13 protein-coding genes are annotated in these 13,473 nt (G+C 64.4%); 10 read left to right on the plus strand and 3 right to left on the minus strand.

Annotated elements, in window-relative coordinates:
- Positions 1–160: 160 nt before the first annotated feature.
- The 8 genes from TP2_RS15765 to TP2_RS15800 all read left to right on the plus strand — a co-directional run bounded on the left by TP2_RS15765 (position 161) and on the right by TP2_RS15800 (position 8,412).
- Positions 161–2,326 carry a malate synthase G gene (locus TP2_RS15765; protein ID WP_038079453.1) on the plus strand — a complete coding sequence of 722 codons (2,166 nt, stop codon included), beginning with the start codon at positions 161–163 and terminating at the stop codon, positions 2,324–2,326.
- Positions 2,323–2,745: a GlcG/HbpS family heme-binding protein gene (locus TP2_RS15770; protein ID WP_038079454.1), complete on the plus strand. Its 423-nt coding sequence runs from the start codon at positions 2,323–2,325 to the stop codon at positions 2,743–2,745. The genes TP2_RS15765 and TP2_RS15770 overlap by 4 nt, the downstream gene beginning before the upstream one ends.
- A 134-nt stretch (positions 2,746–2,879) precedes the next feature.
- A complete protein-coding gene (gene argS / locus TP2_RS15775) occupies positions 2,880–4,625 on the plus strand; it encodes an arginine--tRNA ligase (protein ID WP_038079455.1) in 1,746 nt (581 codons plus the stop codon).
- 72 nt (positions 4,626–4,697) lie between these two features.
- Positions 4,698–5,747, plus strand: coding sequence for an SPOR domain-containing protein (locus TP2_RS15780; RefSeq protein WP_038079457.1), 1,050 nt, complete (start codon positions 4,698–4,700; stop codon positions 5,745–5,747).
- Complete coding sequence (locus tag TP2_RS15785; protein ID WP_038079461.1) at positions 5,747–6,748, plus strand: glycoside hydrolase family 3 N-terminal domain-containing protein; 1,002 nt, start codon at positions 5,747–5,749, stop codon at positions 6,746–6,748. The genes TP2_RS15780 and TP2_RS15785 overlap by 1 nt, the downstream gene beginning before the upstream one ends.
- Entirely contained in the window at positions 6,741–7,523 is a 783-nt protein-coding gene (locus TP2_RS15790) for a segregation and condensation protein A (protein ID WP_038079462.1), read from the plus strand. The genes TP2_RS15785 and TP2_RS15790 overlap by 8 nt, the downstream gene beginning before the upstream one ends.
- Positions 7,520–8,191, plus strand: coding sequence for an SMC-Scp complex subunit ScpB (gene scpB / locus TP2_RS15795; protein WP_240473776.1), 672 nt, complete (start codon positions 7,520–7,522; stop codon positions 8,189–8,191). The genes TP2_RS15790 and scpB overlap by 4 nt, the downstream gene beginning before the upstream one ends.
- Positions 8,192–8,205: 14 nt before the next feature.
- Positions 8,206–8,412 carry a hypothetical protein gene (locus TP2_RS15800; RefSeq protein ID WP_038079463.1) on the plus strand — a complete coding sequence of 69 codons (207 nt, stop codon included), beginning with the start codon at positions 8,206–8,208 and terminating at the stop codon, positions 8,410–8,412.
- 207 nt (positions 8,413–8,619) lie between these two features.
- On the opposite strand, the gene TP2_RS15805 is transcribed toward TP2_RS15800, so the two are convergent.
- Both TP2_RS15805 and TP2_RS15810 read right to left on the minus strand, forming a co-directional pair.
- Positions 8,620–9,261 (minus strand): LysE family translocator, encoded by a 642-nt coding sequence (locus TP2_RS15805; RefSeq protein WP_240473777.1) that lies wholly within the window; start codon positions 9,259–9,261, stop codon positions 8,620–8,622.
- 225 nt (positions 9,262–9,486) lie between these two features.
- Positions 9,487–10,329, minus strand: coding sequence for an AAA family ATPase (locus TP2_RS15810; RefSeq protein ID WP_038079467.1), 843 nt, complete (start codon positions 10,327–10,329; stop codon positions 9,487–9,489).
- Positions 10,330–10,562: 233 nt separating this feature from the next.
- Between TP2_RS15810 and dksA the strand changes: the two genes are divergently transcribed.
- Positions 10,563–10,985, plus strand: coding sequence for an RNA polymerase-binding protein DksA (gene dksA / locus TP2_RS15815; RefSeq protein ID WP_038079468.1), 423 nt, complete (start codon positions 10,563–10,565; stop codon positions 10,983–10,985).
- Between the two features lie 116 nt (positions 10,986–11,101).
- Positions 11,102–12,271 (plus strand): FAD-dependent monooxygenase, encoded by a 1,170-nt coding sequence (locus TP2_RS15820; RefSeq protein WP_038079471.1) that lies wholly within the window; start codon positions 11,102–11,104, stop codon positions 12,269–12,271.
- A gap of 67 nt (positions 12,272–12,338) precedes the next feature.
- Here TP2_RS15820 and TP2_RS15825 read toward each other — a convergent pair whose 3' ends face one another.
- Positions 12,339–13,421: a 2'-deoxycytidine 5'-triphosphate deaminase gene (locus TP2_RS15825; protein WP_038079473.1), complete on the minus strand. Its 1,083-nt coding sequence runs from the start codon at positions 13,419–13,421 to the stop codon at positions 12,339–12,341.
- Positions 13,422–13,473 lie beyond the last annotated feature (52 nt).

Consider the following 13,473-nt stretch of genomic DNA (forward strand, 5'->3'; position numbering starts at 1 on the left):
TAAGAACGCCTCTGGCGTGGGGGTTCTGTGCCGTCAGGCACGAATTTTATCTCTATTGGTCATTTAATTTTACCGATTTGTGGAAATTTTTCTGTAAAACGCTGGACATTCCCTTTCCAGCGACCCAACTATGTGGCCGTCTCAGCCAAGGGAGGAAGTCATGGTGCAACGGGTCGAGCGGAACGGTCTCAAGGTGGCCGTCGAACTGGCAGCCTTCATCGAGGATCAGGCGCTGCCCGGGACGGGTGTCGCGGCTGAGACCTTCTGGGCGGGACTGTCGCAGCTCCTGCATGATCTGGGGCCGAAGAACCGCGCGCTCCTGGACAAGCGCGACGAAATTCAGTCGAAGCTCGATGACTGGCACGCGCATCATCGCGCCGAAGGGTTCGATTTCGATGCTTATAAGGCGTTCCTGACCGAGCTGGGCTACCTGCTGCCCGAAGGCCCGGATTTCGAGATCGAGACGCCGCCGACCGATCCCGAATTCGCCTCCGTCTGCGGCCCGCAGCTTGTCGTGCCGATCACCAATGCGCGCTATGCGCTCAACGCGGCCAATGCGCGCTGGGGCAGCCTGTACGATGCGCTCTACGGCACCGATGCGCTGGGCGATCTGCCGCAGGGCAAGGGATATGACCCCGAGCGCGGCAATCGCGTGATCGCGCGGGCCAAGCAATTCCTCGACGAGGCCGCTCCGCTTGCCGGTGGCTCCTGGGCCGATGTGACCGCGCTGCGCGTGGAGAACGGCGTCTTCTTCGTCGAGAACGCGGTGGGCGAGACCGGGCTGGCCGATCCGGGCCAGTTCAAGGGCTTCAACACCGACGATGACGGCGCGCTGTCGGAAGTGCTGCTCGAAAATAACGGGCTCCATGTTGTCATCGAAATCAATCCCGCGACGGCGGTCGGTCAGGCCGACCCTGCGGGCATTGCCGATGTGATCATGGAAGCCGCGCTCAGCTCGATCATGGATTGCGAGGACTCTGTCGCCTGCGTCGATGCCGAGGACAAGGTTCTCGCCTATGGGAACTGGCTCGGCCTGATGAAGGGCGATCTGCGCGAGAGCGTGAGCAAGGGCGGCGAGAAGTTCACCCGCAAGCTCGAGGGTGACTATCAGTTCACCGGCGCGGGCGGCGAAACGATCACGCTCAAGGGCCGTGCGTTGATGCTGGTGCGCAATGTGGGCCACCTGATGACGACGCCCGCGATCCTGACCCGCGATGGCGAGGAGGCCTTTGAAGGCCTGATGGATGCGATGGTCACCACGCTTTGCGCAATGCACGACCTGAAGAAGACCGAAGGCCCGCGCAACTCGATCACCGGCTCGGTCTATGTGGTGAAGCCGAAAATGCACGGTCCCGAGGAAGTGGCTTTCGCCAACGAGATCTTCGACCGGGTAGAAGAGGCGCTGAGCCTGCCGCAATACACGGTGAAGCTCGGGATCATGGACGAGGAGCGCCGCACCTCGGCGAACCTCAAGGAATGCATCCGCGCCGCCAAGCATCGCGTGGCCTTCATCAACACGGGCTTCCTCGATCGCACCGGCGACGAGATCCACACCTCGATGCAGGCCGGTCCGATGCTGCGCAAGGGCGAGATGAAGGGCCAGCCCTGGATCGAGGCCTATGAGGATCGCAATGTCGATATCGGCCTGAAATGCGGGCTCGCGGGCAAGGCGCAGATCGGCAAGGGGATGTGGGCGATGCCCGACCGCATGGCCGACATGCTGGAGGCCAAGATCGGCCACCCGCTTTCGGGTGCGAACTGCGCTTGGGTGCCGTCCCCGACGGCCGCCACGCTGCACGCCACGCATTACCACAAGGTCGATGTGAAGCGCCGCCAGCAGGAGATCGCCGCGATGGACCGCCCCGCGCGGCTCGACGATCTGCTGACCATTCCGCTGGCCAAGGGCAAGAACTACTCCGACGAGGAGATCCGCGACGAGATCGAGAACAACGCGCAGGGCATCCTCGGCTATGTCGTGCGCTGGGTCGATCAGGGCGTGGGCTGTTCCAAGGTGCCCGACATCCACGACGTGGGCCTGATGGAAGACCGCGCGACCTGCCGGATCTCGAGCCAGGCAATCGCGAACTGGCTGGAGCATGGCGTGGTCTCGGAAACGCAGGTCATGGAGGCGCTGCGCAAGATGGCCAAGGTCGTCGATCGCCAGAACGAGGGCGATCCCAGCTACATCCCGATGGCGCCGGGCTATGACGGGTTCGCCTTCCAGGCGGCCTGCGACCTGTGCTTCCTCGGAACCGTTCAGCCCTCGGGCTATACCGAGCCGGTGCTGCATCAGCGCCGCGCCCAAGTGAAGGAGGAACGCGCATGATCACGCTCGAACAGGCGCAGACGATGATCAACGTGGCGCTGGCAAAAGGCGTCGAAGAGGGCTGGAAGCCGCTGTCTGCGGTGGTGCTCGATGCGGGTGGCAACATGCAGGCCTTCGCGCGCGGCGATGGCGCGGCCCCGGGCCGGTTCGACGTTGCGCGGGCCAAGGCTTACGGCGCGGTGATGCTGGGCATGGGCGGCAAGGCGCAGATGGCGCGGGCCGAGGCCCAGGCCTATTTCATGGCCGCGGTGAACGGCATCTATGGTGGCCAGACCTGCCCGGTGCCGGGCGGCGTGCTGATCCGCGACGCCTCGGGGGCCGTGATCGGCGCGATGGGTGTCACGGGCGATACGTCCGACAACGACGCCGAAGCGGCGTTGGCCGGGATCGCGGCGGCGGGGCTCTCGGGCGAGGCCTGATCCGTCGGTGAAACAGCATTCGAGGGGCGGTCCGGCATCTGCGGACCGCCCCTCTCGCATTGTGCTATCCGCTCGCGCCATTGACGCCGTGGCTCGGCTCTGGCAGGGGAAGGCGCAAGCAAGGACCAGAGATCATGAACCTGTTTTCCGATATCCGGGCCGCGGTGATCGCGGCGCTCGACCAGATGGTTTCCGAGGGCAAGCTGCCCGAGGGGCTCGACTACACCAATGTGGCGGTGGAGCCGCCGCGCGATGCTTTGCATGGCGATATGGCGACCAATGCCGCGATGGTGCTGGCCAAGCCTGCGCAGGCTAAACCGCGTGATATTGCAGAGGCATTGGCGGCGAAACTGGCAGAGGATGCGCGGATCGCGACGGCCGACGTGGCCGGTCCCGGCTTCATCAACCTGCGGCTCGTGCCCTCGGTCTGGGCCGATGTGACCCATGCGGTGCTCAAAGAGGGCAAGGAATACGGTCGCTCCGATCTGGGGCGCGGCGTGAAGGTGAACGTGGAATATGTCTCCGCGAACCCCACCGGTCCGATGCATGTCGGCCATACGCGCGGGGCCGTGTTCGGTGATGCGCTGGCGAGCCTGCTGGATTTCGCGGGCTATGACGTCACGCGCGAATACTACATCAACGATGGCGGCGCGCAGGTCGATGTGCTCGCCCGCTCCGCCTATGAGCGGTATCGCGAGGCCTGTGGCCTCGAGCCGGAAATCCGTGAGGGTTTGTATCCGGGCGACTACCTGATCCCTGTGGGCGAGGCGATCAAGGCCAAGTATGGCGAGAGCCTGCTTGACAAGCCCGAAGAGGACTGGCTCTCGGATGTGCGCGAATTCGCGACCGAGAAGATGATGGACATGATCCGCGAGGATCTGGCGCTTCTCGGCGTGAAGATGGATGTCTTCTATTCCGAGAAATCGCTTTATGGCACAGGCCAGATCGAGGCCGCGCTGAAGCGGCTCGAGGATCTCGGGCTGATCTATGAAGGCGTGCTCGAGCCCCCGAAGGGCAAGCTGCCGGAAGATTGGGAGGAGCGCGAGCAGACGCTCTTCAAATCGACCGACTATGGCGATGACGTGGATCGTCCGGTGAAGAAATCGGACGGCTCCTGGACTTATTTCGCGCCCGATATCGCCTATCACTGGACCAAGATCGAACGCGGCTTCGACCTGCTGATCGACGTGTTCGGCGCCGATCACGGCGGCTATGTGAAGCGGATGAAAGCGGCTGTCGCAGCGCTGAGCGAGAACAAGGTCACGCTTGATATCAAGCTGATCCAGCTGGTGAAGCTCTTCAAGAACGGCGAGCCCTTCAAGATGTCGAAGCGCGCGGGCACCTTCGTCACGCTGCGCGACGTGGTCGAGCAGGCAGGGGCGGGCGTGACGCGCTTCCACATGCTGACGCGCAAGAACGACGCGCCGCTGGATTTCGACTTCGACAAGGTGCTGGAACAATCCAAGGACAACCCGGTCTTCTACGTGCAATACGCCCATGCGCGTATCTGCTCGGTGCTGCGCAAGGCCGCCGAGGCGGGCTGGGACATGTCGGATGCGCGTCTGGCCGGGACCGATCTCTCTGGCGACTGGCACGAGGCCGAGCTGACGCTGGTCAAGAAGATCGCCGAATTCCCGCGTCTGGTGGAAATCGCCGCGCGCGCGAACGAGCCGCATCGGGTCGCGTTCTACCTCTATGATCTTGCCTCGGACCTGCACAGCCTGTGGAATCGCGGCAATGACGATCTGTCGCTGCGCTTCTTGCAAGAGGGCGACGAGGACGCATCGGCGGCGAAAATCGCCCTTGCCCGGGCCTGCGCCGTTGTCATTTCTGCCGGTCTTGCTATTCTTGGCGTGACCCCGGCTGAAGAGATGCGCTAACGCACGCCGCCGGGAACAGGCAATTCCCGGGCAACCGGACAAGGCCGGGCAACCGGCGGCGAGGCGACGAGCATGGCGACCTACGACTACCGCGACGGTGGGGGTTACGGGTATGAATACCCGCAGCCCCATTACGCACATCCCCAAGAACCCGCAGCCGATCCTGCACCGCGGGCCATGTCGCGCTGGGTGAATGTCGCAGGCGCGCTGACCTCGGTGGCGATGCTCGGCGGGCTCGTGGTCTGGGGCTACCAGCTTGCGATGCGCGATCTCAACGGCGTGCCGGTGATCCGTGCGATGGACGGGCCCGCGCGCATCGCGCCCGAGGATCCGGGCGGGGAGCTTGCGCGCCACACGGGGCTGGCGGTCAACGATGTCGCGGGCACCGGGCAGGCCGCGCCTGCCCCCGATCGGGTCACGCTCGCACCCGCGCCGGAGGGATTCACAGACGAAGATCTGCCGATGGGCGAGCTCGCGCAGGAGATGGAAAGCGCCGAAGGCCCGCCGGTCTCCGCGCCCGACAGCGACGCGCTGGCCGCCGCCGTCTCCGCAGTTGCGCCTGCGGTCCTCAGCGTCGAACCCGACCAGATTGCCGCCGCCCCCGAAATCCCGGTGCAGCCCGCGGCCTTCAGCCCGGCCGAACCCGAGAACCGCCCCGAAGAGGTGGCCGTTGATGCCGGAGCCGGGCCGGAAGAGGTCAGCGGTGTGATCCCGGCCTCCGTTCCCGGCGTCGCGCGCTCGCCGCGCCCGATGGTGAAGCCGATGCGCGACGCGCTGCTTGCGGCGGCGCTCGAGCAGGCCGTCACCTCGCAGATGTCGGACAGCGCGGCCGAGGCCGCGGTCACCGATCTCGATCCGGGCCAGCTCGCCTCCGGCACGCGGCTCGTGCAGCTTGGCGCGTTTGACACCGCCGAGGATGCGAAAGGAGAATGGGATCGCATTGCCACGCGTTTCGATGCGCTGATGGCGGGCAAGAAGCGGGTGATCCAGAAGGCCAGCTCCGGCGGGCGCGAATTCTTCCGCCTGCGGGTTGCGGGATTTGACGACGTGACCGAGGCGCGCCAGTTCTGCGCGGCGCTTCTGGCCGAACGGCAGAACTGTATCCCCACACAGGTGCGCTGATGGGCGTCGCCGCGATCTTCGGCTGCGAGGGGACGGAACTCACCGCGGCCGAGCGCGATTTCTTCCGCGAGGCCGATCCCTGGGGCTTCATCCTCTTTGCCCGCAATATCGACACGCCGGAGCAGGTGACGCGCCTGACCGATGCGCTGCGCGGGGCCGTGGGACGGGACGCGCCCGTGCTGATCGATCAGGAGGGCGGGCGCGTGCAGCGGATGCGGGCGCCTCATTGGCGCGAATGGTTGCCGCCGCTGGACCAAGCCGTGCGGGCGGGGAAGGGGGCGCCGCGCTCTTTCTGGATCCGCTCGCGGATCATGGCCGAGGAATTGCGTGCGGTCGGCATCGACACCAATTGCGCGCCGACCTGCGACATCGCGGGGCTTCTGACCCATCCCTTCCTGCAAAACCGCTGTCTGGGCAAGGACGCGGCGACCGTGATCGCCAATGCCCGCGCCACCGCCGAGGGGCTGCTGGCGGGGGGCGTGCTGCCGGTCATAAAGCATATCCCCGGCCACGGCCGCGCGATCTCGGATAGCCACAAGGATCTCCCGGTGGTCGAGGCCTCGGTGGCAGACCTGATCGCCAGTGACTTCGCGCCCTTCAAGGCGCTGAACGATCTGCCGTTGGGCATGACCGCCCATATCCGCTTTACCGCGCTTGATGACGCGCCCGCGACGCAAAGTGCCAAGATCATTTCGCTGATCCGCGAAGAGATCGGCTTTGGCGGCTTGCTGATGAGCGATGATATCGGGATGGAGGCGCTTGCGGGAGGCTTTGGCACCCGCGCGGCGGCGGCGATTGCCGCAGGCTGCGATCTGGTGCTGCATTGCAAAGGCGATATGCCCGCGATGGAAGAGGTCGCGCTCGCCGCGCCGGTGATGAGCGAACAGGCGGTCGCGCGGGGTGAAGCCGCTCTCGATCGCCGCCAACCGCCCGAGCCTGTTGACATGGCCGCGCTCGATGCCGAACTTGAGGCATTGTTGAGCGGCAGGGCGCATGGCTGAACCCGAAAACCTGTTTCAGACCCAGACGGTGGCGGATCGGCTTCAGGCCGAGGCGCTGATCGTTGATGTCGACGGGTTCGAAGGCCCGCTTGACCTTCTGCTGACACTGTCGCGCACGCAAAAGGTGGATCTGCGCAAGATCTCCGTGCTGCAACTGGCCGAGCAATACCTGGCCTTCGTCGAGCGCGCCAAGGCACTCAGGATCGAGCTGGCGGCCGATTACCTCGTGATGGCGGCCTGGCTCGCTTTCCTGAAATCGCGCCTGTTGCTGCCACCCGATCCCGAGGCCGAGGGACCGTCGGCCGAGGACATGGCCGCGCATCTGGCCTTCCAGCTCGAACGTCTGCAGGCGTTGCGCGAAAGCGCCGCGCAGCTGATGGCACGCGACCGGTTGGGTCGCGATACGTTCGTGCGCGGCGTCTCCGAGGAAGTCGCACGGGTGCGCAAGATCACCTATACAGCCTCGCTGATGGAGCTGATGCAGGCCTATGCGCGCATCCGCACCCGCGACGAGTTCCGCCCCTATGCCTTCGACCGTACCAACGTCTTCACCATGGAAGAGGCGCTTGACCGGATGCGTGGGCTGATCGGATTCGCGGGCGACTGGTCGGAGCTGACGACCTTCCTGCCCGATGGCTGGGCCTCTGATCCCAAGCGCCGCCGCTCGGCCACCGCCGCAACCTTCGCCGCCTCTCTGGAAATGGCAAAGCAGGGCCAGATCGAGATCCGCCAGAGCGACACGTTCCAACCCATTTCGATCCGGAAGAAGACATGAGCGACGAGCCGGAAGTGACCGACGAAGACGTGACCGACGAAAAAGAAAAGACGCTGTTCGCGGCCCCGCCCATCGCGGAGCAGGAACGGATGGTCGAGGCGATCCTGTTTGCCTCCGCCGAGCCGGTGACGATCCGCGAAATGGAAGAACGTATGCCGCATGGATGCGACCCGGCCGAGGCGCTGGTGCATCTGCGCAAACGCTACGAGGGGCGCGGCGTGCGCGTGGTCAAGGTGGGCGAGGCATGGGCCGTGCGCACAGCGCCTGACCTCGCCTTCCTGATGCAGAAGGAGACGGTGGAGGAGCGCAAGCTTTCGCGCGCCGCAATCGAGACGCTCGCCATCATCGCCTATCACCAGCCCGTCACGCGCGCCGAGATCGAGGAAATCCGCGGCGTCGCTGTCTCGCGCGGCACGATCGACCAGCTCCTCGAGATGGAATGGATCCGTTTCGGGCGCCGCCGCATGACCCCGGGTCGCCCCGTGACCTTCGTCGTCACCCAAGGTTTTCTGGATCATTTCAGCCTTGAGAGCGCGCGCGACCTTCCGGGCCTCAAGGAGCTGCGCGCGGCAGGGTTACTGGACTCCCGTCCCCTTCCCGGTGCAAGCTCGGACGAAGACGACGAGGACGAGGCACAAACCGGCCAGTCCGAACTTTTCGAGGATTGAAAGGGGCTTCTCCCATGAACCTCAACCAGATCATCAATATGATCATCCGCATGCTGGTCCGTCGCGGGATCAACTGGGGCATTAACAAGGGCGTCGGCATGGCCTCGAACCGGGGCAAGTCTCCGCAAGAGATGACCCCCGAGGAACGCAAGGCCCAGCAGACCACCCAAGAGGCGGTGAAGCGGGCCCGTAAGGCGGCACGGATTACGCGGAAGCTGTAAGGGCGGAGGGCGCTTGCGAAGGGGCGGCTTGGGCGGAATAAGTTGCCATTCGTTGCAGCAACGCCAATGACCGCTTTGTCAGTGGCTCAAGCAGCTGTCTTGCCGATGAAAGAGACGTGAGGGGCCGGCTGAAGTCTGTTTTTGGACTCGATCGTCCCGTTTCAGTGGCCTGTGTTACGAGTTTGCCGATTACCTCAGCGGCCCGCGTTATTTCTGCTGCAAGGCCAACCTGATACCAAGTCCGATCAGTAGAGTTCCAAGGCACCGGTCCATCCACATGCCGAGGTTTGGTCGCTCCCGAAGGCCTTCTGTCAGTTTCTCGCCAAGGAGCACAAGCGGCGGCTCGATCAATCCCGCGACGACGATGATGAGCAGCCCGTGTAGGAACAGCTGTGCCCAGATCGGCCCGGCCCCTTCAACGACGAATTGTGGCAAGAACGCTAAGAAGAAGATCGCGACTTTCGGATTCAAAAGCGACACGAAGACCCCTTGTCGCCAGATGACGAGCGCCGAAACCAGGCCCGATTGCGCCTCGGACACGAAGGAACCGCCGCGTGAGCGGAGCGCCTTTATGCCAAGATAGATCAAGTAAGCCGCCCCGGCCCATTTTACAGCTGCGAAAGCTGTTGCCGACGATGCCAGGATCGCCGAGAGACCCGCGGCTGCGAAGCTCGCGTGAACGAGGGCTCCGGTCCAAATGCCGCCCATGGCGGCAAAACCAGATTTCCGGCCGCCGCGAATTGTCTGGCCGAGAATGAACGCGATGTCGGGTCCCGGTGACAGGTTCAGCAGTACAGCTGCGGTCAGAAATGTGCTCCAGTGAAGGATAGTGTAGTCAAACAACGCCATGCCTCTGAAATCCTAAATTCGAACCGTTTGCTTTCGGGTGTGTCGACCCATTGCCTGACGTTCCGGCACTCACAATTCGTCGCTCTTCAAGCCGGAAACAAGCCCTTGGAGAACCTGCTCGAATTCTTCAAATTCTCGCCGCCTCTCCGGAGCAGACACGGTCAATCGCGCAGCATCATCCAAATCGGGCTCGGACCTTCGGCGGATCTGCTGTCGACCCCTTGCCTACCGCCCCTGTCGCCGCGCCATGAAGGCCAGTCGTTCGAACAGATGCACGTCCTGCTCGTTCTTCAGAAGCGCCCCGTGCAGTTTCGGCAGCAGGTTCGCGCCTTCGCGTTTCAGGTCCTCGGGGTTCAGATCCTCGGCCACGAGCAGCTTCAGCCAGTCGAGCACCTCGCTCGTCGAGGGCTTCTTCTTCAGGCCCGGCGTCTCACGGATCTCGTAGAACTGGCTCAGCGCCTCGGTCAGCAGGCGGTCCTTGATGTCGGGAAAGTGGACGGCGACGATTTCCTTCATCACTTCGGGTTCCGGGAAGCGGATGTAGTGGAAGAAGCAGCGGCGCAGGAAGGCGTCGGGCAGTTCCTTTTCGTTGTTCGAGGTGATGATGACGACGGGGCGGTGGGCCGCGCGGATCGTCTCGCCGGTCTCGTAGACATGGAACTCCATCTTGTCGAGTTCCTGCAGCAGGTCGTTCGGGAACTCGATATCGGCCTTGTCCACTTCGTCGATCAGCAGCACGACCTTCCGATCCGCCTCGAAGGCCTGCCAGAGCTTGCCCTTGCGGATGTAGTTCTTCACGTCATTGACGCGCGCATCGCCGAGCTGGCTGTCGCGCAGCCGGCTGACGGCGTCATATTCATACAGTCCCTGCTGCGCCTTGGTGGTGGATTTGATGTTCCACTCCACCATCTCCATCCCGAGGCTCGCCGCCACCTGGCGGGCCAGTTCCGTCTTGCCGGTGCCGGGCTCACCCTTCACCAGAAGCGGACGTTCAAGCGCCACGGCGGCATTCACCGCCACCGTCAGATCAGGGGGCGCGACGTAGGAATCGGTCGATTGAAATTGCACGGTGTCAGGCTCCGGCTGGCAGGGGGCGCGCAAGGATGTTGCGCAGATCGGGTGCAAATTAGCCGCGCCCCATTCCTGCCGCAAGCGCGGGGTAGGATTTGATCGTCAAACAACCCGCAGGGGTGAAACGAGGCGTGACAACCCTATCTTCATGCGGTAAGGGAGCGCCCGAGGAGTGTCCGATGGCGAATTTTGATCACAGTGAGACGCCCGGCACGGAAGAGAGGGCAGCTATGAAAGCAGAGGTTTTCCTTCCGGATGACTATCGTCCGGCCGAAGATGAACCCTTCATGAACGATCGACAGCTGGAATATTTCCGCCGCAAGCTGCTGGCCTGGAAATCCGAGCTTCTCGAACAATCCGCCGAAACGCTCGAAGGCCTTGCGGAATCGGCACGTAACGTGCCCGATATCGCTGACCGCGCTTCCGAAGAGACCGATCGCGCGCTGGAGCTGCGTACCCGTGATCGTCAGCGCAAGCTGGTCTCGAAAATCGACGCCGCACTGCGCCGCATCGACAATGGCGAATACGGCTATTGCGAGAAGACCGGCGAGCCGATCTCGCTGAAGCGTCTCGATGCCCGTCCGATCGCCACGATGACGCTCGAAGCGCAGGAAAAGCACGAGCGCCGCGAACGCGTGCATCGCGACGACTAAGCGCGCGGAGCGCGGTGACTGATCCTTTGCGCCATGGCGCGCAGAGTTGATTTCGCTCAAGGAATTTTCACACCGGTGCCGCGAAGGTGCCGGTGTTCTCGTTTGAAGGAGGAGCCATGCTGATCGGGCGCAAGGTGACGGTGCTGGGCGCGGGTATCGCGGGGCTGACGGTGGCGCGGGCGCTTGCGATGCGTGGCGCCGAGGTTGAAGTTCTCGAACAGGCTGATGCGATCCGCGAGGTGGGCGCGGGGCTACAGGTCTCGCCCAATGGCGCGCGGGTTCTGAAGGCTCTGGGGCTCTCCGAGGCGCTTGAGGCGGCGGGGCCCTGCGCCGAGGCGGTGCAGCTTGTCGATGGCGAGACTGGCAGCCAGGTGGCGCGGCTCGATCTGGCGCGGCTGCGCCCGGGGGAGGGCTACCACTTCATTCACCGCGCGCGGCTGATCGATCTGCTGGCCGAAGGTGCGCGCGACGCTGGCGTGCAGATTCGCCTCCTGCAACAGATCGAGGAGGTTGATCTCGCGGGCGACGCGCCACGGCTGGTGACGCGGCAAGGCGCCGAGATCGCATCCAACCTGCTGATCGGGGCGGACGGGCTGCATTCGAAGGTACGTCAGGCGCTCAACGGCCGGGTCGCGCCCTTCTTCACCCATCAGGTTGCCTGGCGCGCGTTGATCCCCTGTTCGGATGACGAGCCCAAGGTGGCGCAGGTCTTCATGGGGGCGGGGCGGCATCTGGTGAGCTATCCGCTGGGCCGGGGCCTGCGCAACATCGTGGCGGTCGAGGAGCGCCATCGCTGGGTCGAGGAGAGCTGGAACCTCGAGGATGACCCGATCAACCTGCGCACCGCTTTCGCGGATTTCTGCCCGACGGTGCGGAACTGGCTCGCACAGGTCGAAAAAGTCTATCTCTGGGGGCTGTTCCGTCACCCGGTGGCGGAGCATTGGTTCGGCCGGAAAGCCGTGATCCTTGGCGATGCGGCCCATCCAACGCTGCCTTTCCTAGCGCAAGGCGCGGTGATGGCGATGGAGGATGCCTGGGTTCTGGCCGAGGCGCTGGCCCATCACGAGCGTGACGAAGTGGCCTTTGCAGCCTATCAGCAGGCGCGGCGCGATCGCTGCGAGAAGATCGTCGATGCAGCCACGAAGAACGCGCGAAACTACCACCTCTCGGGAGCCCCGCGCACCTTGGGCCATCTTGCGCTGCGCGCGGCCTCTCGTTTCGCGCCAGAGCGACTGGTTGGGCGGTTCGACTGGATCTACGGCCATGACGTGACGCAAGCGGGCTAGGGGCGAGCGTCTCCGTTCGGTCCTTGGCACGGGGCGCCCTTCCAAGGGAAGGATGCGTCTGCCCGGCTCACCCCATCCGGAAATGCTTGGCGAGCTTGAGGCCCTGGCCCTGGTAATTCGAGGCGATGCCCTTGCCGTAAAGCTGCTTGGGCTCCTCGGCCATGCGTTCATAGACCAGACGGCCCACGACCTGCCCATGCTCGAGCGCGAACGGGGCTTCGTGGCAGCGCACTTCCAGTACCCCGCGCGAGCCTGCGCCGCCCGCCGCGCCATGGCCGAAGCCGGGATCGAAAAAGCCCGCGTAATGGACGCGGAACTCACCCACCATCGCAAGATAGGGCGCCATCTCGGCGGCATGATCGGGCGGAATCGTCACGGCCTCGCGGCTGACGAGGATGTAGAACGCGCCAGGATCGAGGATGATCCGGCCGTCGTCCGAGCGCACCTCTTCCCAGAAATCCGAGGCCGGGTAATGCGCGATCCTGTCGAGATCGATCACCCCGGTATGGGGCTTGGCGCGGTAGCCCACCAGGTCGCCCTCGGCAGGCCGCAGATCAACCGAGAAACCCAGACCCTCATCGATCACGGCCTCGCCATCGACGAGCGGTTCCTGCTGGTGAAGGATCTTCAGCTCGGGGTCCGAAAGGACCGCCTGACCGGCGCGGAAGCGAATCTGGTTGAGGCGCATACCCGGACGCACCAGCACCGAGAAGCTGCGCGGGCAGATCTCGGCATAGAGCGGGCCCTGATAGCCTTCGGGAATGCGGTCGAACTCGGTGCCCTCATCGGTGATCAGGCGGGTCAGCAGATCGAGACGCCCGGTCGAGCTTTTGGCATTGGCGACCGCGGTGATGCCCTCGGGCAGCGAGAGGCTCTCCATCAGCGGTACGAGATAGACGCAGCCCTTCTCGAGCACGACGCCGTCCTCGGTCACGTTCATACGGTGCATCTCGAAATCTTCGAGTCGGTCTTCCACCCGGCGGCCCTTGCCCGCGAGGAAGGAGGCGCGCAGGCGATAGGCCACGCGGCCAAGGCGCAGATCGAGGCTCGCGGGCTGGATCTGTTCGGGAATGACCGCGGGCTCTGCGGCGATCTCGCCGCGCGCGATCATCTCTTCCAGCATCGTATCGGGCAGCACGCCGATGGTCATCCGATCCCTCCTGCGGATACACGAACGCCCACCCCCGTGAAGGGGTGGGCGT

This window comes from Thioclava pacifica DSM 10166 (genome assembly GCF_000714535.1).
Classification (GTDB): Bacteria; Pseudomonadota; Alphaproteobacteria; order Rhodobacterales; family Rhodobacteraceae; genus Thioclava; species Thioclava pacifica.

Excerpts from the sequence above, each read along its gene's own strand:
- TP2_RS15785 (WP_038079461.1), top strand. The coding sequence starts at position 5,747 with ATGGGCGTCGCCGCGATCTTCGGCTGCGAGGGGACGGAACTCACCGCG.
- argS (WP_038079455.1), top strand. The coding sequence starts at position 2,880 with ATGAACCTGTTTTCCGATATCCGGGCCGCGGTGATCGCGGCGCTCGAC.
- TP2_RS15780 (WP_038079457.1), top strand. The coding sequence starts at position 4,698 with ATGGCGACCTACGACTACCGCGACGGTGGGGGTTACGGGTATGAATAC.
- dksA (WP_038079468.1), top strand. The coding sequence starts at position 10,563 with ATGAAAGCAGAGGTTTTCCTTCCGGATGACTATCGTCCGGCCGAAGAT.
- TP2_RS15805 (WP_240473777.1), bottom strand. The coding sequence starts at position 9,261 with ATGGCGTTGTTTGACTACACTATCCTTCACTGGAGCACATTTCTGACC.
- TP2_RS15790 (WP_038079462.1), top strand. The coding sequence starts at position 6,741 with ATGGCTGAACCCGAAAACCTGTTTCAGACCCAGACGGTGGCGGATCGG.
- scpB (WP_240473776.1), top strand. The coding sequence starts at position 7,520 with ATGAGCGACGAGCCGGAAGTGACCGACGAAGACGTGACCGACGAAAAA.
- TP2_RS15800 (WP_038079463.1), top strand. The coding sequence starts at position 8,206 with ATGAACCTCAACCAGATCATCAATATGATCATCCGCATGCTGGTCCGT.
- TP2_RS15770 (WP_038079454.1), top strand. The coding sequence starts at position 2,323 with ATGATCACGCTCGAACAGGCGCAGACGATGATCAACGTGGCGCTGGCA.
- TP2_RS15820 (WP_038079471.1), top strand. The coding sequence starts at position 11,102 with ATGCTGATCGGGCGCAAGGTGACGGTGCTGGGCGCGGGTATCGCGGGG.
- TP2_RS15765 (WP_038079453.1), top strand. The coding sequence starts at position 161 with ATGGTGCAACGGGTCGAGCGGAACGGTCTCAAGGTGGCCGTCGAACTG.
- TP2_RS15825 (WP_038079473.1), bottom strand. The coding sequence starts at position 13,421 with ATGACCATCGGCGTGCTGCCCGATACGATGCTGGAAGAGATGATCGCG.